This window comes from Niallia sp. FSL K6-0212 (assembly GCF_038007605.1).
GTDB lineage: Bacteria > Bacillota > Bacilli > Bacillales > Cytobacillaceae > Niallia > Niallia circulans.
Genome location: NZ_JBBOXL010000001.1, coordinates 2665338 through 2686371 on the forward strand (window position 1 = coordinate 2665338; position 21034 = coordinate 2686371).

At 33.9% G+C, this 21034-nt stretch carries 20 protein-coding genes and 1 pseudogene; 11 read left to right on the top strand and 10 right to left on the bottom strand.

The annotated features are described in order from the left end of the window. The first annotated feature begins 86 nt into the window (after positions 1–86). Positions 87–386, top strand: a complete 300-nt coding sequence (locus MHH96_RS12630) for a hypothetical protein (protein ID WP_047941414.1) — start codon at positions 87–89, stop codon at positions 384–386. A 215-nt stretch (positions 387–601) separates the two neighbouring features. On the opposite strand, the pseudogene MHH96_RS12635 reads toward MHH96_RS12630, so the two are convergent. Beyond that, a pseudogene (locus MHH96_RS12635) lies at positions 602–1306 on the bottom strand (HAD family hydrolase); the annotation flags it as partial. Positions 1307–1493: 187 nt separating this feature from the next. Between MHH96_RS12635 and MHH96_RS12640 the strand changes: the two are divergent. After that, a complete protein-coding gene (locus MHH96_RS12640) occupies positions 1494–2282 on the top strand; it encodes a hypothetical protein (RefSeq protein WP_047941614.1) in 789 nt (262 codons plus the stop codon). A gap of 1 nt (position 2283) precedes the next feature. Continuing rightward, positions 2284–2751, top strand: coding sequence for a hypothetical protein (locus MHH96_RS12645; RefSeq protein WP_047941416.1), 468 nt, complete (start codon positions 2284–2286; stop codon positions 2749–2751). A gap of 88 nt (positions 2752–2839) precedes the next feature. On the opposite strand, the gene MHH96_RS12650 is transcribed toward MHH96_RS12645, so the two are convergent. The 3 genes from MHH96_RS12650 to MHH96_RS12660 form a co-directional block, all read right to left on the bottom strand. After that, entirely contained in the window at positions 2840–3397 is a 558-nt protein-coding gene (locus tag MHH96_RS12650) for a flavodoxin family protein (RefSeq protein ID WP_144544497.1), read from the bottom strand. 114 nt (positions 3398–3511) lie between these two features. Continuing rightward, positions 3512–5101, bottom strand: a complete 1590-nt coding sequence (locus MHH96_RS12655) for a response regulator (RefSeq protein ID WP_061800267.1) — start codon at positions 5099–5101, stop codon at positions 3512–3514. A gap of 1 nt (position 5102) precedes the next feature. After that, positions 5103–6941, bottom strand: a complete 1839-nt coding sequence (locus MHH96_RS12660) for a sensor histidine kinase (RefSeq protein ID WP_061800265.1) — start codon at positions 6939–6941, stop codon at positions 5103–5105. A gap of 211 nt (positions 6942–7152) precedes the next feature. Here MHH96_RS12660 and MHH96_RS12665 point away from each other — a divergent pair, with 211 nt between their 5' ends. The 6 genes from MHH96_RS12665 to MHH96_RS12690 all read left to right on the top strand — a co-directional run bounded on the left by MHH96_RS12665 (position 7153) and on the right by MHH96_RS12690 (position 12311). Further along, complete coding sequence (locus tag MHH96_RS12665) at positions 7153–8433, top strand: sugar ABC transporter substrate-binding protein (RefSeq protein ID WP_328283155.1); 1281 nt, start codon at positions 7153–7155, stop codon at positions 8431–8433. A 75-nt stretch (positions 8434–8508) separates the two neighbouring features. Further along, positions 8509–9402 (top strand): carbohydrate ABC transporter permease, encoded by an 894-nt coding sequence (locus tag MHH96_RS12670; protein ID WP_047941420.1) that lies wholly within the window; start codon positions 8509–8511, stop codon positions 9400–9402. A 14-nt stretch (positions 9403–9416) separates the two neighbouring features. After that, positions 9417–10259, top strand: a complete 843-nt coding sequence (locus tag MHH96_RS12675) for a carbohydrate ABC transporter permease (RefSeq protein ID WP_047941421.1) — start codon at positions 9417–9419, stop codon at positions 10257–10259. Positions 10260–10276: 17 nt separating this feature from the next. Continuing rightward, positions 10277–11377, top strand: a complete 1101-nt coding sequence (locus MHH96_RS12680; protein WP_047941422.1) for a glycoside hydrolase family 172 protein — start codon at positions 10277–10279, stop codon at positions 11375–11377. Between the two features lie 95 nt (positions 11378–11472). Next, positions 11473–11589 (top strand): DUF4023 family protein, encoded by a 117-nt coding sequence (locus MHH96_RS12685; protein ID WP_082138277.1) that lies wholly within the window; start codon positions 11473–11475, stop codon positions 11587–11589. A 446-nt stretch (positions 11590–12035) separates the two neighbouring features. Continuing rightward, on the top strand, positions 12036–12311 hold the full coding sequence (locus MHH96_RS12690) for a YqhV family protein (RefSeq protein WP_047941423.1): 276 nt from the start codon (positions 12036–12038) through the stop codon (positions 12309–12311). Positions 12312–12392: 81 nt separating this feature from the next. Here MHH96_RS12690 and MHH96_RS12695 read toward each other — a convergent pair whose 3' ends face one another. After that, on the bottom strand, positions 12393–12803 hold the full coding sequence (locus MHH96_RS12695; RefSeq protein ID WP_047941424.1) for a hypothetical protein: 411 nt from the start codon (positions 12801–12803) through the stop codon (positions 12393–12395). 214 nt (positions 12804–13017) lie between these two features. Here MHH96_RS12695 and MHH96_RS12700 point away from each other — a divergent pair, with 214 nt between their 5' ends. Continuing rightward, positions 13018–14280, top strand: a complete 1263-nt coding sequence (locus MHH96_RS12700; RefSeq protein ID WP_061800326.1) for an MFS transporter — start codon at positions 13018–13020, stop codon at positions 14278–14280. 30 nt (positions 14281–14310) lie between these two features. Here MHH96_RS12700 and MHH96_RS12705 read toward each other — a convergent pair whose 3' ends face one another. From MHH96_RS12705 to MHH96_RS12725, 5 genes are all read right to left on the bottom strand, one after another. Further along, positions 14311–14970: a YitT family protein gene (locus MHH96_RS12705; protein WP_235844532.1), complete on the bottom strand. Its 660-nt coding sequence runs from the start codon at positions 14968–14970 to the stop codon at positions 14311–14313. Between the two features lie 224 nt (positions 14971–15194). Then, positions 15195–15989, bottom strand: a complete 795-nt coding sequence (locus MHH96_RS12710; RefSeq protein WP_095321727.1) for an ATP-binding cassette domain-containing protein — start codon at positions 15987–15989, stop codon at positions 15195–15197. Positions 15990–16008: 19 nt separating this feature from the next. Beyond that, entirely contained in the window at positions 16009–16791 is a 783-nt protein-coding gene (gene ssuC, locus MHH96_RS12715) for an aliphatic sulfonate ABC transporter permease SsuC (protein ID WP_328283153.1), read from the bottom strand. Beyond that, positions 16788–17783, bottom strand: a complete 996-nt coding sequence (locus MHH96_RS12720; protein WP_095321728.1) for a sulfonate ABC transporter substrate-binding protein — start codon at positions 17781–17783, stop codon at positions 16788–16790. Before MHH96_RS12720 ends, ssuC begins: the two co-directional genes overlap by 4 nt. Before the next feature lie 425 nt (positions 17784–18208). After that, positions 18209–19669: a spore germination protein gene (locus tag MHH96_RS12725; RefSeq protein WP_047941429.1), complete on the bottom strand. Its 1461-nt coding sequence runs from the start codon at positions 19667–19669 to the stop codon at positions 18209–18211. Positions 19670–20024: 355 nt separating this feature from the next. Here MHH96_RS12725 and MHH96_RS12730 point away from each other — a divergent pair, with 355 nt between their 5' ends. After that, on the top strand, positions 20025–20996 hold the full coding sequence (locus MHH96_RS12730) for a LacI family DNA-binding transcriptional regulator (protein ID WP_047941430.1): 972 nt from the start codon (positions 20025–20027) through the stop codon (positions 20994–20996). Positions 20997–21034: the final 38 nt, after the last annotated feature.

Genomic DNA, 21034 nt, shown 5'->3' on the forward strand with positions numbered 1-21034 from the left:
AATGAGGGGTCTTAGACCTTTAGGCACTTAGTGAACTCTTATTCGGGTAGGCATAAGGATTAAAAAATGGAGGTAGATATTAAAGCATGATCAGAAATATAATTGGATCAGCATTTATACTTATAAGTTATATAGTACTGGGAATAAATTGGTTTTATTTGCTGCCAAAAGGGTTAGAATTAATGCCATATTGGAGTTGGATTGTGTTTGTAAGTGCAATATTTGGAGTAGTTATTAAGTATTATAAACCAAATTCAAAAAATACAGATACGGATAATGGGAAACTAGGGAAAGTCAGCAAATTTTTTGATAATTCAATAGACGTTATAACAGGTCATATTAATAATGAGGATGAAGTTGATAAAAATAAGCAGTCCAAGAAATAGACAGAAAGTGAGCTCGTCTATTTCTAAAGGACTTATACATTTCAACCATTTTAGCTGATTTAAGTTTTACATCACAACATTTTCAGTTTTCGGCAATCTAAAAATAGCAAACAAAACTTGGTTCGCATTAATGTTAATGACCATGAAAATATATGGCAAGAAGCGCTGAAATTATCCCTGCATATTCACTTTTTCCCTTCCGTATAGGAAAGTTATTATTTAATCGTACTATTTTTTATTTGAAATGAAGATGATGCTGCTAGAATAGAAGTTAATTCGATAAGGTCATCAATAATTATATCTGCTTGCTTCAATTCGTCATCTTTAGCAAAATCAAAATTACAACCGATAGATAGAAGGTTATTTTCCTTTGCAGCTTTTATATCAGATAGGCGGTCTCCCACAACAGCTGCTCGAGTAATTCCATGTTTCTTAATAATCCTACAAACAAGGTCAGACTTATTCAGTGATTCAATATCCTGAATACTGCATGTCTCTGTCACCCATTTATCCAATTGATAATATTCAGCAATCGCTTGTAAGTATGCTGTTAAACCATTACTAGCGATATAAATAGAGAAATCATTTTCTTTTAAATAGGAGAAAACTTCTTTTACATTTGGATATAAGGCCCCTTTGCCTTTTTTTATATTTGTCACTAATCGTTCGAGAAAAATAGCATCTATTTCTTCTCTTAAACGAAGGGAATGATGAGGCAATAATGTTTCCCACACAATCGGCAATGGAACACCCATAATTTCGCGGTATTTATCTATTGGCGTGTCTCCATCCCATTGATGAATCGAGCGCAAGTAATGAAAAGTATCATTTAAAGATAGTTCTAAAATTTTGTCTGTTTGAAAGAGTGTACCATCCATATCAAATATTAGTGCTTGAGACAATCCATTTCCCCCTTTTGAAAAATTTTTGTATTTATGTACATTTTAACATAAACGTAATAGCCCAAAGATTCTTATCTTTTTTATTTCCTCCTAGTTTTATTGTACTTAAAAATCGGCAGATGGATAGAATTACATGATTTTGTTAAAAATAACTTGGAGTGATTATTTATCCTCAGTTATATATATGGAAAAGGTGAATGTAGTTATGGATAACTTTACCAATGACAATACAGCAAGAAGATATAGAGCGCATGTAAGTACTCTTGGGACAACACAAATTCACCTGCGAAATCCTTATATCATTGCATGGTGGAGTGCTGCTTTCCCTGGATTTGGTCATCTTCTCTTATCTAAATACCTGAGGGGATTCGTTTTATTTATTTGGGAAGTAGTAGTAAATGTTAACTGCAATTTAAATTTGTCGATGATTTATTCCTTTCAGGGAGAGATTGAAAAGGCTAAAGAAATCTTGGATACAAGGTGGTTACTCATTTATATCCCAGTTTATATTTTCGCTATTTGGGATAGCTATCGAACGACGGTAGATTTAAACAAAATCTTTGTGCTGGTAGAAAGAGAGGAGCATCGCTTTAATTCTTTTAGTATTGGTATAATGGAAATCAATTATCTTGATAAAAGAAATCCTATTATGGCCATTATTTGGTCCCTATTTATGCCTGGTTTGGGTCAATTATACATTCATAGAGTAATAACTGCATTTTTTGTTATCATTTGGGGAGTTGTGTTTTTTTATTTATCGCATGGTCTGGAAGCTTTGTCTCTTTTATTTTTGGGAGAAATCAAACAAGCGACAGATGTAATTAATCCAGAGTGGCTTTTGTTTTTTCCATCTATTTATGGGTTTGCAATATTTGATTCTTATATAAATACAGTAGAAAACAATAAGTTATATGATAAAGAACAACGTTCCTATTTTAGGGAAAAATATCAATCTTCGTCTTTTCAAGTATTAAAAGGACAAAAGGTGAATTAATATGCAATTATTTTCGACATTTGAACACTCCATTTTTATAGAAATGGCTCTCAGCACGTTAGAAAAAAAGGGAATAAAAAAAGAAAATATATTTGTTGTTCCACTTGATAATAGAACGGAGCAACGAAAGATTTTTGATGACTTGCATCGGTCAGACGGAACTTCTCTTATTGATATAGGTATTGCATTAGCAACGGCATTATCAGTTGTTTTTGCAAGTATAGGATTTAAGCTTGCATGGGGACCGATATACTGGGGCCTAATTGGTGCGGCAGCTGGCTTTTTACTTGGATTTGTAATTCGTCTTTTTACAGAACTTATAGTAAAAAAGAAGAGAAGATTACTGAAGGGATTCCAATCGGAAATAATTGTTATTGTTGATTGCGAAGAGTCGCAAGGAGAGATGATAGAGAATGTTTTATTCAGCCATTATGCTTTAGGGGTAGCGAAGATAAAAGCAAAAAAGTAGAGCAGCATCACATTTATTGGTGGTTACCCAAACAATTATATGAATGTTTTTACGTATAATTGTTTGGGGTTATATTTGATTGAGATATTTATTTCCCAAACCCTTTTAAAAATTCCTTATTTAACTGAGCAGCCGCAAAAATGGCATTTTTATCCTCCAAAATATCCCCAGGTTTATTACCATTACCTAAAATATATCCTCCAAACTCAATCCCCATAAAATCAAAAATATGTTGAAATTGCTGGATCATAGGTATGCCTTTTATAGTGGGATTATCTCCACCAACAGCCAGGACATAAGCTTTTTTTGTCGCCATCTTCGCTTTGAAATCAGGATAGCTTAAATCTCTAAGTGAGTGAGACCACCGATCAATAAAATTCTTCATTAAACCAGACATGCTGTACCAATATATAGGAGTAGAGAAGATTAATATATCATGAGGAAGTATGCGATCCACTATTGAATTGTAGTCATCCTCTCTTTTTTGAAATCCTTCTAAAGTGTGGCGCATGTCCATTATAGGAAGGATAGTATACTCTCTAAGCAGAATATTATCTACCGGCACACCGTCGATTACTTTTTCTGTCAGGAGTGCTGTATTCCCATTTGAACGAGTTCCTCCATCAATAACAGCAATTTTTTTCATGGATTTACACCCTTTCCTATTCATTTATATTAATCTTATATTGGATGGGATGAATAATAAAGATGAATATTCAGATAGGTGTCATCGAGAAAATTGATAGTAGAATAAAAATATTTAAACAATAGTGGAATGAGTACGATATTCAGTTGGTGTTAGTCCGGTTACTTTTTTAAAGGATGCACTAAAATAATATTGATTGGAATAACCTACTTTTTCACTGATCTCCATAATTGGTATGCTTGTAAAAGATAAGAATTCTTTTGCCTTATTTATTCTTAGAAATGTAATATATTTAGATATACTGGTATTTTTAACTTTCTTAAAAATAGATCCAACATAGGATGGGCTCATATTAATATGGTTACTGATTGTATTTAAGTTCAGAGTTATATCATTATAATGATTCTCAATAAATTGTATGATCTGTTCAGCGATCTGATTATGTTTAGAATGAATAGATTGTTGAATTTTCTCGCTAGTAAGAAGACAAATTTTTTCTAGATTTTCACAAACTTCTTCTACCGTGTTAAATGTATCCAAGATAGAAAAGGTATGCGTTATTTTCTCCACAATTTCCGTATCTTTAATTTCTACTTCATAGAGAAAACGCAAAATTTTTGACAGAATGGATGAAATATATGAGAGAATGCCATTTTTATTATAATATACACTAGACCAGTTTTTTTCTATATAAGCTAGAAATTCTTTTATTCCCTGTTTGTCCTTTTTAGAGATTAAATTAATGAGCAATTCTTCATCTTGTCTCGATAGAAAAAGAGGAGTAGGAGCAGCTTGATGTATTTCTTCTGTTGAATATATATTATCGTCTCCAAAAATAAATTTATATTCCGTTGCTTTTTTTGCATTTCGATAAGAATTTGAAATTTCCCATATAGATTGTACGCCATGACCAATTCCTATTGTAATCGTAAAAAAATCAAACTGTTTCTTTATCGTCTCGAAAGCTTTCATAACAAAAGTACTTAATTTATGGGGATATTGTTTATGACCAACAATAAAAATTATTCTTCCACCTTGATTTATAGTATAGACATCCTCAGAGGAGAAGTAGTCTTCTACAGCATGAATTAGTTGAAAAGTATTGAGATGATATCGCTCTACTCCGAGGCTGTTCATGCAGTCTATATGTTTACTTATCTCTAAATATACACAAATGTATTGCTTCTTTGTAAATTGCAAATTTAGATAACTAGCTTGATTTTGAAGCATGTATTCTGCATAAGTTGGACCAGCATTAATAAGGTTTAAAAAGAATTTCTCTTTCAATATTGGTTGACTATGTTTTAACTGTTCCATCGTTTCTTTTTCTTGTTGAATATTCCGGAGTACTTTTTGAATGACAGTAGTGAGATAATCATAGTCAATTGGCTTTTCGACATAGTCACAAATATTAAGTCTAATTGCTTCCTGTGCATAAATAAAGTCATCATATGAACTGATAAATATAATTTTTATAAAAGGAAATTTTGTTAATAAGGTTTTAGCCAAATCGATTCCAGTTATTTCTGGCATTTGAATATCGGAAATAACTATATCTGGCTGGATTTTTTCTATTTCTTTTAGTGCTTCTATCCCACTAGCATATATCCCACAAACGGTTGCTCCCATCTCTTCCCACTTTATGTTTTTGAAAATACCTTCTAAACAAACGGTGTTGTCGTCAATCATTATAATTTTTTTCATTTTATCCTCCTAATTCTTCAAAAAATAATTCTTCCGATATCATTTGGTGGATAGTGAAGGAAACTAGAGTACCCTGTGGATGTAATCTACTTATTTGTATTGTCGGGTTTTCGGATGAATATAAAGATAATCGAGAATTTACGTTGCTTAGACCAAAATGATTTGTACGTAATGCAGTATTGTTTAGAACCTGATTTATTGTTTCTATCTTTTCATCCGTAATTCCTCGCCCATTATCTTGGATCGTAAATTGAATAGCATCATTTTTATAGGTAATAGAAATTTGAATGGATAATGGTGTGTTAACATTTTTAATACCATGGTGGATACAATTTTCCAAAATAGGCTGCAGAACAAATTTTGGAATAAGAAAATTTTCAATTCCTTCCTCTTTCTCTATCATCCAATGAAATTCCATACTTTTGTTTAATTTTTCTAACTGGAGATAAACTTGAGCAATTTCTAGTTCATCCTTTATTAGGATAAGTTCATCGCCTTTCTTTAAAATCATTCGGTAGAACTGTGCCAATTGGGATATCATTTTATTTGCATCATCTATTCGACCAAGGGTTTGACAAGTTTTAATAGAATCAAGCATGTTATATAGAAAGTGAGGGTTTATTTTAGATTGTTCTAACTGATATTTCATTTTTTCTTCCTGTATTTTGAAATTTAAAATAGCAGTAAAATTGGTATTTATCGATTCTGTCATATTATTAAATGTTATTGCCAATGAATCAAATTCATCTTTAAAGTCCTTTTTTTTATCTATAGGCAACTTAACAGAAATAAGATTATTATTATCTAAAGAGATTGACTTAATCGTTTTAGCTATTGTTCTTATTTTTTTACTTAATTCTTTGGAGATGAATAAACTGCTGACAATACTAATGATAATAACTAGTATGACCGCTGAAATTAAGATACTTATAAGGACTATAGTATTTTTAACAATATAGCTTGTTGGAACTTCCGTAACAATATACCAGCCAGTTATTTCGTTACGTTTAAAAACATACTGGTTATCCTTGATTTTAAAGGGCTGTTCATTCATTGTTGCTATTTTGTTAAATATCTTTTTTTCAATTGGCTGGCCGATAAGCCTGCTATTATTATGTGCTAAAATAATTCCGTTTTGATCAATTAAAAAGCTATTAATAGAAGAGTCAGTAGTACTTTCATCAAGTAATTGATTTACTTCCTTTACATCTAAATCAAGAAAAATGGCATAATCTATTGTTTTCGTGTCCTTCTTTTGGTAAGTGATAAAACAACTTAAATACCTTTTATTTTGATAAGACTGATTGACAACAAAGGGCTCATTAATATTCTCAGATAGAATCCATTCTAGCTTGTTCGTACTAATAGATAGTTGCTGGTCATTTATTATTCCACGTTTATATAAATCATTTGTAGAAAAGAAGGTAATTCCTTCATCACTAAAAAGAAATTGTGGTTTTATATAAATGGTGATATTATCCAACAAGTAAGCTTCTTTTAAGTAAATAATATTATTCCTAACAGAGCTATATGATTCTAATTGGTCCGATAACTTTTGTGGTGGTTGAATTACTAAAGGATATAAATAATTCTGAATTAAACTGGATGCATTTTTCATCTGCTCAAAACGATTAGAAAGAATTACATTTAATTGATTACTTGAATAAGAGATGGAATCAAATATTTTATTTTTTGCAATATTGTAAGACAGGAAATAAGAGAGAACGCTTAAAGAGATTAACGGAATAATGGAAGTAAGAAGAAAACTCCATAAAAGCTTCTTTTGAAAACTAATAAAGTATCTTTGACAAAGTTTCTTTAAATAGAAGTATAGACGCATACAATATTTCTCCTCCTCCATTCAGAAACCGCTTACTTTTTATCCATAAGTTTATCTAGAAAAGTTTATTAAAGCAATAGATTTAAAAAAATATAATCAATCAACAAATATTATATTTTTTAGGTGAGAATTTATATTTAAGTGTTTTTTTTTCTTTTATATAATGAATTTGCATATTTGAAAGCGCTTTATAAAAAGGGAGGTTAAGAGAATGCAAAAATCAAGAAAGTGGCACAGCATAGCTTTATGCATAATGATTGTAACAGCAATTTTCCTAACTGGCTGTGTAGGAGTAAATAACACAAGTTCTAATGCTGATCAAGATTCCGGAGGCGAAGGTAAGGTTGAAGGAGAAACCATTACTTTAATGACAAATGATTCAACAAAGGCAGGATGGTCTGCCTATCAGAAGAAAATAGAAGAGGCAACTGGAGTGAAGTTAAATATTATTGTTACACCTACTAACCCTGATGATATGGTAGCTAAAATGACGACTATTCTTTCTTCAGGTGATAATACAATTGATTTAATGCATGTTAATGATGAATTAATTACAGCTTTTTCAAGAGCAGACTATTTAGAGCCCTTAGAGAAAGAGGTTATGACTCCTGAAATCGTGAAAAATTTTTCTGAGCAATATATAAAGGATATACCAACATATAATGGGAGCATCTTTTCCGTGCCTAGCTACTTAGAAATCTTAGCATTTTGGGTGAATAATGAATTATTGAAAAAAACAGGTATGGAGGCTCCAAAGTCAAAAGAAGAATTTCTTGAATACGCTAAAGCGGTAACAAAAGACGGCGTATATGGTTATGGAGGCTCATGGGAAAAAAGTTATGTTTTTAATGAAATTGGTACTTTTGTTAATCTCTTTGGCGGCGATTATTTTGATTGGACCAATCCCAAAACAAAAGAAGCATTGCAGTTTATGTATGATTTAGCACACAAAGAAAAAGTGACCCCGATATCCCAGCTTGCTGATATCTATGACCCTATGAATCAAAAATTTATTGATGGGAAATATGGAATGTTATTTATGTATACAGGTGCAATTCCTACATTTGAAGAAGCTGGGAAATTTAGTCCTGAACAATTGAATATAGAGCCGATGCCAACTTTTGAGACAAACGATGCCTTTATTGCTTCCTGGCATTATGTATTAAATAAATCTTCTGAGAAGAAAGCTGCATCAAAAAAAGTGCTGCAATATATTGCTAGCCCAGATGGACAATTAGCATATAGCGAAATGTCTGGGAGACTTCCTGCCCGTCTGGATGTAATTAATGATCCTAAATTTACTGCAAAAGGATTAGAGAGTGTCAAAGAATATATCAGCAATAGTACGTTAAGAGGTAGACCTTTAGTTCCACAGGCTATGGAGTTTGTTAATGGAATTGGAGCGATATTCCAAAAGTATATTTCTGATGAAATAAGTTTAGATGAAGCGGTAGAGCAGGCTCAAAAGGAAATCGCTCGTTTGGCCAAGTAAGTACAATCTTGAAATAAATAAAGAGGATTAAATTTATAGATAATTTTGATCCTCTTTATGGAAAGGAGCTATCAAATGAAGACTTTTCTAAATAAATCCTTTCAAAACAGGTTAGTTATTGCTTGGATTTTGATACTACCGGTATTAATTATTAGAGGATTTACGATTATTTATCCAATCATAGTTACTTTTATTAATAGTATGTTTGAAATTAATATGTTTAAAGGCGGGGTTGCAACATTTATTGGTTTTCAAAACTTTTTTGCTATTTTTAAAGATGATAAGATTATCACCTCTTTGGAATTTACATTGATTTTTACCATCATATCCATGATCTTTCATGTGATCTTCGGTATATTCTTAGCTGTTTTATTAAATCAGAAGTTTAAAGGAAAGAAGTTTTTACGAACAATTGTTTTAATACCATGGGCAATGCCTATGGTTGTAACAGGGTTAGCAGCAAGATGGGCATTTAATGATAGCTATGGTTTGGTGAATGATTTAATACGAAGAATCTTTACTACATTTCACTTCGATTGGCTGATTCACCCAGAATCTACAAGAATTGCGGTGATTTTAGTGGACTTATGGAAAGATGTTCCTTTCTTTGCGATTCTCGTTTTAGCAGGACTTCAGTTTATCCCAGAAGAGATTTATGAATCTGCTAAAATGGATGGTTCAAATATGGTTAGAACATTTTTCTCTATTACAATTCCACTAATAATGAAGAATTTGTTGACACTATGTATCTTTTTCACCATGTGGCGAATTGTAAGCTATGATATTGTCTATGCCATGACTACTGGAGGACCTGGTGATTCGACAAGCTTACTAGCATATAGAATTGCAGTAGAAGCTTTCACGAACTTAAATATTGGCTATGCCTCTGCTATAGCAGTACTTTTATTTTTGATGATGATTATTATCAGCAGTATAAGTTTATTAGGGATCAAGAAAAATGACTATTAGGAGGTATGTAAAGAATGAATATAAGGTCGATGAAAAGTTTTTATTTTTTTCTTAGATGGGGATTGACCTTTGTTGTAGCAATTATTATCTTGCTGCCTCTTTACTGGATTTTTATTTCATCTATAACACCAAAGGGTTCTCTATTCCAAACTCCTATTGATTACTTTCCTAAGATCATTACTTTTCAAAACTATAAAGATTTATTTATTCAATTGGGAATTGGGGAAATGGCGATTAATACATTGCTGATTACTGGTTTATCTCTAGTTGCTTCTATTATATTTGGTACGGCAGCAGCATATGGGTTTGCCAGATATGACTATTCGAGAGGAGTTAGTTGGGGATATAAATTGCTGTTGTTTTCAGCACTAATCCCACCTGTTATAACTGCGCGACCTCTATACGATTTTATGAAGTCTGTACAATTGGTTGATACCTATTTGGGGTTAACCATTTTATATACAAGTTCCTTGCTCCCTTTCTCTGTACTAATTCTCTATAATTTCGTTAAACAAATTCCTCCATCTTTGGAAGAAGCTGCTCAAGTAGATGGAGCGAATTTTTTACAAGTATTATTCAAAGTGTATTTTCCGCTGATGAAGCCAGCTATAGCTACTGTTAGTATTATTAACTTTATCCAATGTTTAAATGAGTTTTTTACACCTTTATTTTTTTCTTACAAAATTAAAGTATTAAGTGTGGGGATTACAACGATTCCAAGAACAAGTAACTTTGAAGTGCCTTGGGATTTAATAAGTTCCATGGGTTGGTTCATTACTTTACCTATTATTTTATTTGTGATGATTTTTGAAAAGAACATTATGGAAGGAATTATCGCTGGAGGAGTTAAACAATAAAAAATTGGAGTGATACGATGTTTAATGGATTATCTACTTTACCTATTTTAAATAATGGAAGAACAAGAGCGATTAATGCGGAAAATCCTACTGGTGAAAAAGGAGGTGGCGGGAAGGCAGCTAGTAATCTTGGACCTTCGAGAAAAGGGGCTCCGTGTTTAAGAGATATTAAATCAGGCGAAATAAAAGTTTTAGCTGAAATTGATGGACCAGGTGTTATTGAACATATTTGGATAACGGTTCCTGCGAAAATAAATGATAAAAATCCGTTTGTATTGAGAGATATTATTCTCAGAATGTATTGGGATGATGAAGAGAATCCATCAGTTGAAAGCCCTTTGGGAGATTTCTTTTGCTGTGGATTTGGGCAAGGCTGTTTAGTGAATTCCATGCCTATAGCCGTTAATCCGAATAGAGGAATGAATAGTTATTTTTCTATGCCTTTTCATAAAAAAGCACGCATTACGATCGAAAATCAATGTGAAGATGCAATTCCTGCCTTTTTTTATCAAGTAGACTATTGCTTATATGATTCTTTGCCAAAAGAAATTGCTTATTTTCATGCCCAATGGAGAAGACAGAGTATTACTGAAAAAGGGCAGGATTATATTATTTTAGATGGTGTGAAAGGAAAAGGGCAGTATGTTGGTACGTATATGGCATTATCTACATTAGAAAGATATTGGTGGGGAGAAGGGGAGGTAAAGGTTTTTCTAGATGGAGATAAAGAATATCCGACAATTTGCGGAACTGGAACAGAGGATTATTTTGGTGGTGCTTGGAGTTTTGCAACATATAATGAGCATGGCAAAATGGACGAAACAACTTATTCTACACCTTTTTTAGGTTATCCGTTTTATGCTAAACAGGATAATACAGTTGTTAATCCTTACCATAATGATGATGTACCGCCAATGCGTGGATTTTATCGCTGGCATATTATGGATCCTATTCGCTTTGAAGAGGATCTCAAGATAACCGTACAACAAATTGGTGTCAGCCATCGTGGTTTGTTTGAGAGACAGGATGATGTTTCTACTGTTGCTTATTGGTATCAGACATTGCCTCATGAGCCATTTCCTGTTTTCCCTTTAAGAGAAGAACGATGGCCACGATAAAATATATCATCCTTAAATAAGAATTAATTTGTTTTCAAGAATGTAAATCCGCTAATCGGTTAAAATAACAAGAACAACTTTGAGGAGGATTAAAAATGGAAGACACAGGTAAATTCGTGGAAAAACTAAAGGATGATCAAAAGAAGCAAGAAAAAAATAAAAAGCATGGTAAAGGACATCCAGAGGCCAAATTACCAAATAAGCAGCACTAAAAATACATGCTAAAGAACTGCACCTTTATTTAGGGTGCAGTTTTTTTAGGTTACTATTCTCTTTCTTTTTCAAAAAAATCCTTATTGCTATCACGACTTGATAGCAATCTGCATACTTTAACAAAGGAGAAAGAGGAGAAAGTAAGAGATGGAATGAAAATTGAAAAAGTCATGACATATTACGGATATGATTTGATGATTAATGAAATTTTACATAAGAAGTGCCTGAAGTGTAAACAGTGGTATAAATTTGATGGGGAATTAGGTTATTGTAATTCATGTATAAGGGAGTTGGATAAAAAAAGACAGTGTTCTTTTCAACAATAGATTTGGTTTTATCATTCCGTTCGTCATCAGGATTTCTCTTTCGAGCTTCAAAAACATGTCCTATTAAACATCCCTCTGCATATAATGGTAGTAAATTTTGCTATTGGTGGGAGGAGTATATGTTATCGTTCATTGAAAAAGCAGTTCTCGGAATGGTTATCCTAAGATTATTATCTGGAAGCATAGAAATTACTGCAGCGCTTTTGATGCTGAAGACAAATGAAATAGAAAAGGCGCTTATAATCAATAGCTCCTTAGCAATTATTGGTCCTCTTGTACTTATAGCAACTACCTTTGTTGGCTTATGGGGTTTAACAGATAAAATATCCTTTGCTAAAATGATATGGATATTATTGGGGATTGGGCTGATTATATATGGGGTGAAAAGCGAATAATCAATAAAAATTGCCTTTTTCTCCTGTTCAGGTGGTCAAAAGGCAATTTATTTTAGCTTTTGGTTAATATCGCAAAAAGCATTAGGACATAATGACTTCCTTTGAGAGAACAGTTTCGATTTTCTTAAATAATTTTTGTATTTCCTCGCCTTTAGAAATATTGACATTTATTTCACTCAGACAATGTTCTTTAATTAAATCTATCTTTTTTTTTTTGTTCTCAGCCTCTTCGCTTTCTTTGTCATTAGCGTTTTTTAGCAGCTGTTCATTGCCATGATGATTTAATATCCAAAAGGTATAAGTTAAATTTGGGTTTTTTTCTGGATAACTGAAGAATAGGACAAAGTGAATAAAAAAGTCTTTATCAAAATACTGTAATGTGCCTCTAAGGTAATTCTCCTCATTCTTACTAGAGGAAAGGGAGGTGCGAAAGCCTTTTTTTAATCCAATTTGTTCTATTTCATCCAGGATATACTCGATAAATAACTTCAATTTTTTTCCTCCGTTGTCCAAGTTTTATAACACTCACCTAATGTATTTTTCCTCTTGCTAAGTGTTAGTATTCTGGAATTAAACATATTTTGTAAGACAGAATAACTTTTCCATGTACGGATAATCTAACTAAAGATCCCTCAATCATAAAAGTAATGGATTATGCTGTACAGTAACGGAGGTAGTATTTGTGGAAAAGAAAAAAAATACAAAAATGACTGCAGTAGCGATTGGTTCTATCCCGCTTATCATGACACTAGGAAATTCCATGTTAATACCAATACTGCCAAAAATGCAATCGGAAATTAATCTTTCTGCTTTTCAAGCTAGTATGACGATAACGGTTTTTTCTGTAGTTGCCGCTTTCTTTATTCCTATTTTAGGCTATTTATCGGATCGTTTTACACGAAAATCCGTTATTCTTCCTGCTTTGTTTTTATATGGCGTTGGAGGTATATTAGCTGGATTTGCTGCGGCGAAATTTTCCCATGCTTATACATGGATCTTAGTAGGACGGTCTTTACAAGGGATAGGTGCTGCTGGAACCGCACCGATAGCAATGGCATTAACGGCCGATTTATATAAAGGAGCGAAAGAAAGTAGGATATTGGGACTTGTGGAAGCATCCAATGGATTTGGGAAAGTGCTTTCTCCTATACTAGGTTCTGCCATTGCCTTAATTGTTTGGTATGGTGTATTTTTTGCTTTTCCAATGGTTGTATTAATTTCTATTATCTTGTCATGGATATTCATTAGAGAGAAAGAACATAGTAAAAAGCCTCCATCTCCAAGCAAATATATAAAAGGGTTAGTAAGTGTTTTTAAACATGAAGGAAAATGGTTATTTACGGCATACTTAGCAGGGGCAACCTGTTTATTTACGCTCTTCGGTATTCTTTTCTATTTATCAGATACATTAGAGAAAACGCATAAAATTGATGGAATTATCAAGGGGTTAATACTAGCAATTCCCTTATTAATAATGTGTACAACATCCTATATTACAGGAAGTAAAATAGGAAAAAATCAAAAATTAATGAAAAAGTTAATCGTTCTTGGTTTTATTTTTGTCACTGCATCTTATGCAAGCTTAAGTTTATTTAAGGGCCTTGTTCCTTTTATAGCAGTCCTTGCAGTCAGCAGTGTTGGAACTGGTTTGATTTTGCCGTGTATTAATAGTTTTATTACAGGTGCTGTTGGCCAAGAAAGAAGGGGGTTCGTTACTTCTTTATATGGTTCTGTGCGGTTCCTGGGAGTTGCAATCGGACCGCCAATTTTCGGAAGGCTGATGGATTGGTCCCGTTTAGGTATGTTTTTATCAATAGCTGGATTTACTTGTCTAGTTGGTCTTCTTGCCCTGCTATTAATCAAAGGAGAGGATAACAAACAGCAGCAGGGAGAAAAAGGGAAGAAAGACAAAAAAGAAGAGGATACGAAAGAAGTCATTCCTTTTTTAGAGCCTATTGATGGAAGATGATAAGGATGTTTGGGATTATCCCGAACATCCTTATTTTTTCCGCCAGGCAAACGCAGGACCAGAGATGGGTAGACGAATTCTTAAATTATAGAGATAGGCAACAATTTTTGTAGAGAACCATTGACAGATGAGGGCTTGTATCACAATTTGCCAATCGATAATATAAGCAGTGATGACAAATATTACCCCATTTATCCAAAATAATGGTTTACCAGGATTAATATTTCTATATTTGGAGATGATTAAGGCAATAACTCCGATTCCGCCATTCGATACACCTTGCCTTAAGAGAATGCCAATTCCCGTACCTAGTACTAAGGATCCAATAAGCATATCTATCCAGACATTGGAAAAGGGTGTACTGAAATAGGTTTGGGAAAGATTAACGGCTATAGAAGTGATCGTAATTCCAAATAATGTTCCAACTGCACTGCTGCCGCCTAAGAAATGGATGGCAAAAAGGAGCATAGAAGAATTGATCATCCAAAGAATAATACTTAGGGGGATGTTGAAAAAATAATGGAAGAGAACAGTTAAACCGCCAGCTCCCCCAGAAGGGATAGAATTTGGAAAAAGGAATATACCCATTGCACATCCTTGAATAATTGCACCAAGCAAAATGAAGGAGTATTGTCTACATATTCTTCTAAATCGATAAGGTGAATAAGCTACCGGCTTTTTTTTTCTCAAAAAAATCATCCCTCATTTAATATGCATGTCCACTATAATAACAAGTGTATGCAGAAACATGAAAAGGAATGACCTTTATTATAGGAATTGGGAGTCTTTCTTTCAAGGGACTGTTCGCTTAACACATCCTCAGTGATGGGGGTATTAGGTTTGTTTTGTTACCACGCTAAATAAGAAAAGAAGAAGACCAGACAAAAAAAGTCAGCCTCCTCCACTAATCCTCATTAATTTAGCTTTGGAATCGTTTTTAATGCTAGGTTTCGTTCCTCCTCAATCATTCGATGAGACTTTTCGTCGGTTGGATGGAGGATTTTTTTCAATATATCGTTAACTAAAGAGGCAAAAGCAGCATGATTTCGCTGGCGTGACCTTTCTAGAGTAATTGGTATATCTTGAGCAATGACGCCATCCTGAAGAACAATGACTCGATCAGCAAGCGCTACAGCCTCTTCGACATCATGCGTTACTAATAAGGAGGTGAATCCGTGGGTCATTTGAATATTTTCAATCATAGATTGCATTTCTAGACGGGTAAGAGCATCTAATGCTCCAAGGGGTTCATCGAGTAACAGCAGTCTTGGTTTATGCATAAGCGACCGAGCTAATGCTACACGCTGCTTCTGTCCGCCAGAAAGATTTGCTGGCCATTCATCTTTCTTGTCTTCTAATCCAACATCACGCAAAACCTGAATGGCTTCCTCCCGGCGATTCCCTTTTAGTCCTAATTTTACATTATCTAATACGCGTTTCCATGGAAGTAAGCGCCCATCCTGGAACATCATGCATGCTTCCCTGTTTAAACTATTTAAAGGTTTTCCGTCGATGAGTATTTCGCCTTTAGTTGGTTTTTCTAACCCTGACAGTAAGCGAAGTAACGTGCTTTTTCCACAGCCGCTCTTTCCGACAATTGCAAGGAACTCGCCACGATTTATTTTAAGATTTAGAGATTTTAAGACTTTGGTATCATTATAGCTTTTTTCGAGATTTTTTATTTCTAGATATATTTTTTCTTTCCTCATCTTCCAATCCTCCTTTACTTTAGGCATGTTTGTGGTAGCTAGGATGCCATTTAAGCCATCGTGTTTCCATAAAACGAGCGATTACATCGGAAAGTTTTCCAAGTAATGCATAAAGGAGAATACTTAATACAATTACATCCATCCTCATAAATTCTCTTGCATTCATTGCCATATAACCAATCCCAGAAGTAGAGGATATTGTTTCCGCAACAATTAGAGTAATCCACATGATTCCTAATGAAAAACGTAAACCTACAAGAATGGAAGAAAGAGCGCCTGGAAATATAACATTTAGGAAAAGAGAAAAGCCATTTAGCCCATACATTTTTCCCATTTCGATTAATCCTTTATCAACGGATTTAATACCATGATAAGTATTAAGATAGATGGGGAATAAAACCCCTAAAGCTACAAGAAATACTTTTGCTTCTTCTCCAATCCCAAACCAAAGAATGACTAATGGTATTAGAGCTAAATGGGGAATATTTCGTAACATTTGAATAGAGGTGTCAAGTAATAGCTCTGTAAATCGGAATAAGCCGTTTAATAAACCTAATACAAATCCAATCGTACCACCGATCAGAAATCCAATAGACGCTCTCCATAAACTAATCCATACATGATGGGTTAATTCTCCCGTTTGAAAGAGATTGATGGCAGCCACATAGACATCCGATGGAGCGGGAAGTATTCGCGAGGAAATAATCCCTGCTTTAATAATCCATTGCCAGCTAATTAGCAATAAAATAGGAATACCCCACGGCAATATTTTTTTTATGAAGTAGAGAGATGTTTTCTTCACTGTTCCTCATCCTTTAAATCAATTGTATAGACGTTTTCATTCACCTTTATTTTCTTCGGGATAAGTTGGAGGTTATAAAAGGTATCTGCAATTTCTTGCTGTTCTTTTATAATCGATGCACTTATTTCTTCTACTCCATACACTCTTCTTTCCACAGCCATGTTCATAGAGGCTTCATCAATACCCAAAATAGAGGAAAGCATTTTTGTTAAATCTTCCGGATGCTCATTTGCCCACTGACATGATTTTTGTATTTCTTTCATCACTACTTTAATAATCTCTTTGTTTTCCTGAAGAAAGTCAGAGGAAGCTAGAAAGAAATCGCGGTCACTAGTTAGACCTTTTCCATTTACTAATAGTGTTGCATCAGCTTGTAACTGTGTATCTGCGGTAAAAGGATCCCATATAACCCAAGCGTCAATTTCCTTTTTTTCAAAAGCAATTCTTGCGTCTCCAGGCGATAAGTAAGCAGGTTCTATGTCACTATAGTTTAAACCAGCTTTTTCTAATGCTTTTACTAATAAATAATGGGAACTACTTCCTTTGGCAAAACCGATTTTTTTTCCTTTCAGGTCTGCTAATGTCTTGATGGAAGAATCATTCTTCACTAAAATGCCAGAACCTTCAAACTTTGATTTTCCTGCAGCAACATACTGTAAGGTAGAATCAGAAGCTTGAGCAAAGATTGGAGGAGAATCACCTGACCGACCAAAATCTATACTTCCGGCATTTAATGCTTCAAGTAAAGCTGGGCCTGCTTGAAATTCATACCATTCTACTTTATATCCAAGTGGCTTTAAACGTTCTTCTAAGGTACCTAGCTCCTTCAAAATAAGGAGTGGTCCATTTTTTTGATAACCAATACGGAATACCTTATCATAGCTACTATTCTCACCTGGTGGTTTTGGTAATGAACAAGCAGAAAGAAAAATGGTAGATAAAAGCAGCATACATCCTAAGATTAAAGCGACTGTTTTCTTTCTTTTTTTCATATAGAAGCATCATCTCCTCATACTCTTATTTTATTTGTCAGCTATGTTAAGGAAGCTTGTAGAAGATGATATTCTCTGCCATCAATCACTAGTTAGGCATTAACGTACATATATTTTTCTTTCTGAAAAGTTGACTGTTTCATCATTCAAACCAACCATTTTTTTAACATAGCATATCCACATATTCTGTCTGGACTTTAGTTCTTTATAAACTATGCAAAGAATACTATTAGGTACCTGTTTAGTTTTTTTAGATATAATTTCTTTTTTGTTTTATCAAATAGGGAATTTAGAATGAAGGGGAGGGAGTAGTTAACCATTTAGGAAGGATCCTCGGACAAAGAACTTTACAGCACATAAAAAAACAGCCTTAGATTACCTAAGGCAAAAAGACCATAAAAATGCAGAAATTGCTGGGATGACAATTATCGATCAGGATCATTTGGATTTAAAATACGGGGACGGCGATTCTTTAAAGGAATTGGTGTTCTGACAAGAATATCTCTCATTGCACGGTAATTGAATGGAATGAAAGGCCATAGATAGGGAACTCCAAATGATTTCGTTTTTGCAAGGAAGATAATAAACAGAGCTACCCCAACGATATATCCTGGAACTTTAAAGATAGCGGTAGAAATTAACAGCACAATCCGGACAAGTCTGTTTGCTAAACCAAGCTCATAACTAGGTGTTGCAAAAGTTCCGATGGCAGCAATGGAGAAATACAAAATGACTTCGTTTGAAAACAGCCCAACCTCTACTGCGACTTGTCCAATCATTAAGGCAGCCACAAGTCCTAATGCGGTTGCAAGCGATGTAGGTGTATGAATGGCGGCCATACGAAGCATATCCAGTCCAACTTCTATTAAAAGAAACTGAATAATTAAGGGAACCTGCCCTAATTCATTCGGTCCCAAAAAGGATAAAGATCCAGGCAATAGGCTTGGTTCTATACTCACTAAATACCACAAAGGTAATAAGAAAAGGGAAGCAAACACACCTAGGTAGCGAACAAAGCGTAAATAGGCACCTACAAGCGGATTGTTTCGATATTCTTCAGCATGCTGTAAATGATGCCAGAAAGTGACGGGGGTGATCATGGCAGACGGCGAGCCATCTACAAAAATACATATATGCCCTTCAAAAAGATGGATGGCCGTTGTATCAGGTCGTTCTGTATAACGTACTTTTGGGAAAGGATTCCAGTTGTTTCCTGAAATAAATTCCTCAATTGTTTTTTCTGCCATCGGTAATCCATCGGTATCAATATGGGACATCGCCTTCTTTAATTGTTCGACCATATCTGGATCTGCAATATCACCAATATAACAAATAACGATATCTGTTTTGGAACGACGCCCTACTTGCATAAATTCCATTCGCAGCGTCCGATCTCTGATTCTTCTTCTTGTCAGCGCTGTATTAAACACAATTGTTTCTACAAAGCCATCCCGGGAACCACGGACGACCCTCTCTGTATCAGGCTCTTGTGGTCCTCTGACAGGATAGGTTCTCGCATCAATCAGCAGGACTTCGTCAATACCTTCGATAAGGAGTGCTGTTGGACCTGAGAGCACATTATCGACAACCTTATTTAGATCATCAACAGTGCTGATTTCTATATAAGGTATATAGGTACTCAATAATTTCTTTAAAACATCTTTTCTTAATTCCTCTTTTTTTACTTTTGCAAGGAACTTCATGAGCAAATGTAATATATCATCTTTTACTAATCCATCTACAAGAAACATAGCCATTCGAATGCCAGCATATTCCACATCTAAATGGATTATGTCAAAGTTTTGTCCTACACCCAATTCTTCCTTAAGGTATCCAACATTCTGATCCAAATGACTGGATACTTTCTTCTTACTTATGTTTTCCATATCTCACCTCATACTAAAAACAGTTGTGGAATGATTTTTCTTTTTTATGTACTATATTTCATAATAGACATAGAGAAGGAAAAAAATACCCGCGAAGTAAAAGGTGAATTTTCATAATTAAGAGCCAAAATGAAAAGGAATGCCTTTGTAATTGAAAGTAAGGAGCGTTTGAAAAATATTTCTTTGAGTTTATAAGACTAAAAATGTGCTTGTTAGAATCTAGATTATATATACAGAAGGAATATATTGGATAGATGGAGGATGCAAAAAGAGCAAGTTTATGATAATATGTATGAAAACGGTTAACATATAAAGTTTAAGATGAAAATAATCTATGTTTTTTCGGGTGGTTAGCATGAAAGTAAAATTAGAAGATGTAGCAGAGTTGGCAGGTGTATCTCCAACAACGGTTTCCCGTGTTTTGAATAATCGGGGATATATAAGTGAAAAAACGAGAGAAAAAGTGGAACAAGCCATTAAAGATTTAAATTATTATCCTAATGATATAGCACGCTCTCTTTTTAAAAAACGGACAAATTTTATTGGCCTTATTTTGCCGACCATTAATAATCCCTTTTTTAGTGAATTAGCTTTATATATAGAGAATATATGCTCCAATCATGATTTTAAAGTTATTCTCTGTAATAGTTTAGGGCAAGTGGCAAAAGAAACTTCATATGCAGAAATGCTTATCAGGCACCAAGTTGATGGTATCATTGTTTGTTCCTATAATCGTGGAATTGAAATATATAAGAACTCCAAGCTTCCTATTGTCGCAATTGACCATTACTTATCACCGACAATTCCTGTAATAGGTTCTGATAACTATGAGGGAGGAAAATTGGCTGTTCAACATTTACTTAACCAAGGTTGTAAAGCAATTGTTCATATAAATGGACCAAGCGATTTAGAAACACCAACCCAAAATAGAAGAAAAGCCTATGAAGACCAAGTAGCTCACCCCATAACCTATGAACTAAATAGCGTTTTCGATGAGGAAGCGACTGCAGAAACAATTAAAAAGATTTTCAAAGAACACCCTGAAACGGATGGGATTTTTGCTAGTGATGATTTAATAGCATCTACTTGTTTGAAAGTAGCGAGTGAACTAGGAATTCAGATTCCTAATCAATTAAAAGTTATAGGATATGATGGCACGCAAAGTGTAAGGAGGTTGTTACCTCAATTAACAACAATTAAACAACCAATTGAGGAAATTGCGCAATCAGCTGTATTAAGATTAATGGACATTATTAATGAAGTAAATAAGGATGAAAGAATGGAAGTTATTTTACCTGTTCAATTGCTAAAGAGTGAGACGGCCTAATCTAATAGTTTCCTTTGATAAAATATAATCTAAAAAAT

Coding starts and splice junctions, on each gene's coding strand:
- MHH96_RS12660 (WP_061800265.1), bottom strand. CDS start 6,941: ATGCGTCTATACTTCTATTTAAAGAAACTTTGTCAAAGATACTTTATT.
- MHH96_RS12655 (WP_061800267.1), bottom strand. CDS start 5,101: ATGAAAAAAATTATAATGATTGACGACAACACCGTTTGTTTAGAAGGT.
- MHH96_RS12685 (WP_082138277.1), top strand. CDS start 11,473: ATGGAAGACACAGGTAAATTCGTGGAAAAACTAAAGGATGATCAAAAG.
- MHH96_RS12675 (WP_047941421.1), top strand. CDS start 9,417: ATGAATATAAGGTCGATGAAAAGTTTTTATTTTTTTCTTAGATGGGGA.
- MHH96_RS12650 (WP_144544497.1), bottom strand. CDS start 3,397: ATGAAAAAAATTGCTGTTATTGATGGAGGAACTCGTTCAAATGGGAAT.
- MHH96_RS12645 (WP_047941416.1), top strand. CDS start 2,284: ATGCAATTATTTTCGACATTTGAACACTCCATTTTTATAGAAATGGCT.
- MHH96_RS12665 (WP_328283155.1), top strand. CDS start 7,153: ATGCAAAAATCAAGAAAGTGGCACAGCATAGCTTTATGCATAATGATT.
- MHH96_RS12730 (WP_047941430.1), top strand. CDS start 20,025: ATGAAAGTAAAATTAGAAGATGTAGCAGAGTTGGCAGGTGTATCTCCA.
- MHH96_RS12640 (WP_047941614.1), top strand. CDS start 1,494: ATGGATAACTTTACCAATGACAATACAGCAAGAAGATATAGAGCGCAT.
- MHH96_RS12670 (WP_047941420.1), top strand. CDS start 8,509: ATGAAGACTTTTCTAAATAAATCCTTTCAAAACAGGTTAGTTATTGCT.
- MHH96_RS12720 (WP_095321728.1), bottom strand. CDS start 17,783: ATGAAAAAAAGAAAGAAAACAGTCGCTTTAATCTTAGGATGTATGCTG.
- MHH96_RS12680 (WP_047941422.1), top strand. CDS start 10,277: ATGTTTAATGGATTATCTACTTTACCTATTTTAAATAATGGAAGAACA.
- MHH96_RS12630 (WP_047941414.1), top strand. CDS start 87: ATGATCAGAAATATAATTGGATCAGCATTTATACTTATAAGTTATATA.
- MHH96_RS12710 (WP_095321727.1), bottom strand. CDS start 15,989: ATGAGGAAAGAAAAAATATATCTAGAAATAAAAAATCTCGAAAAAAGC.
- MHH96_RS12700 (WP_061800326.1), top strand. CDS start 13,018: ATGACTGCAGTAGCGATTGGTTCTATCCCGCTTATCATGACACTAGGA.
- MHH96_RS12690 (WP_047941423.1), top strand. CDS start 12,036: ATGTTATCGTTCATTGAAAAAGCAGTTCTCGGAATGGTTATCCTAAGA.
- MHH96_RS12725 (WP_047941429.1), bottom strand. CDS start 19,669: ATGGAAAACATAAGTAAGAAGAAAGTATCCAGTCATTTGGATCAGAAT.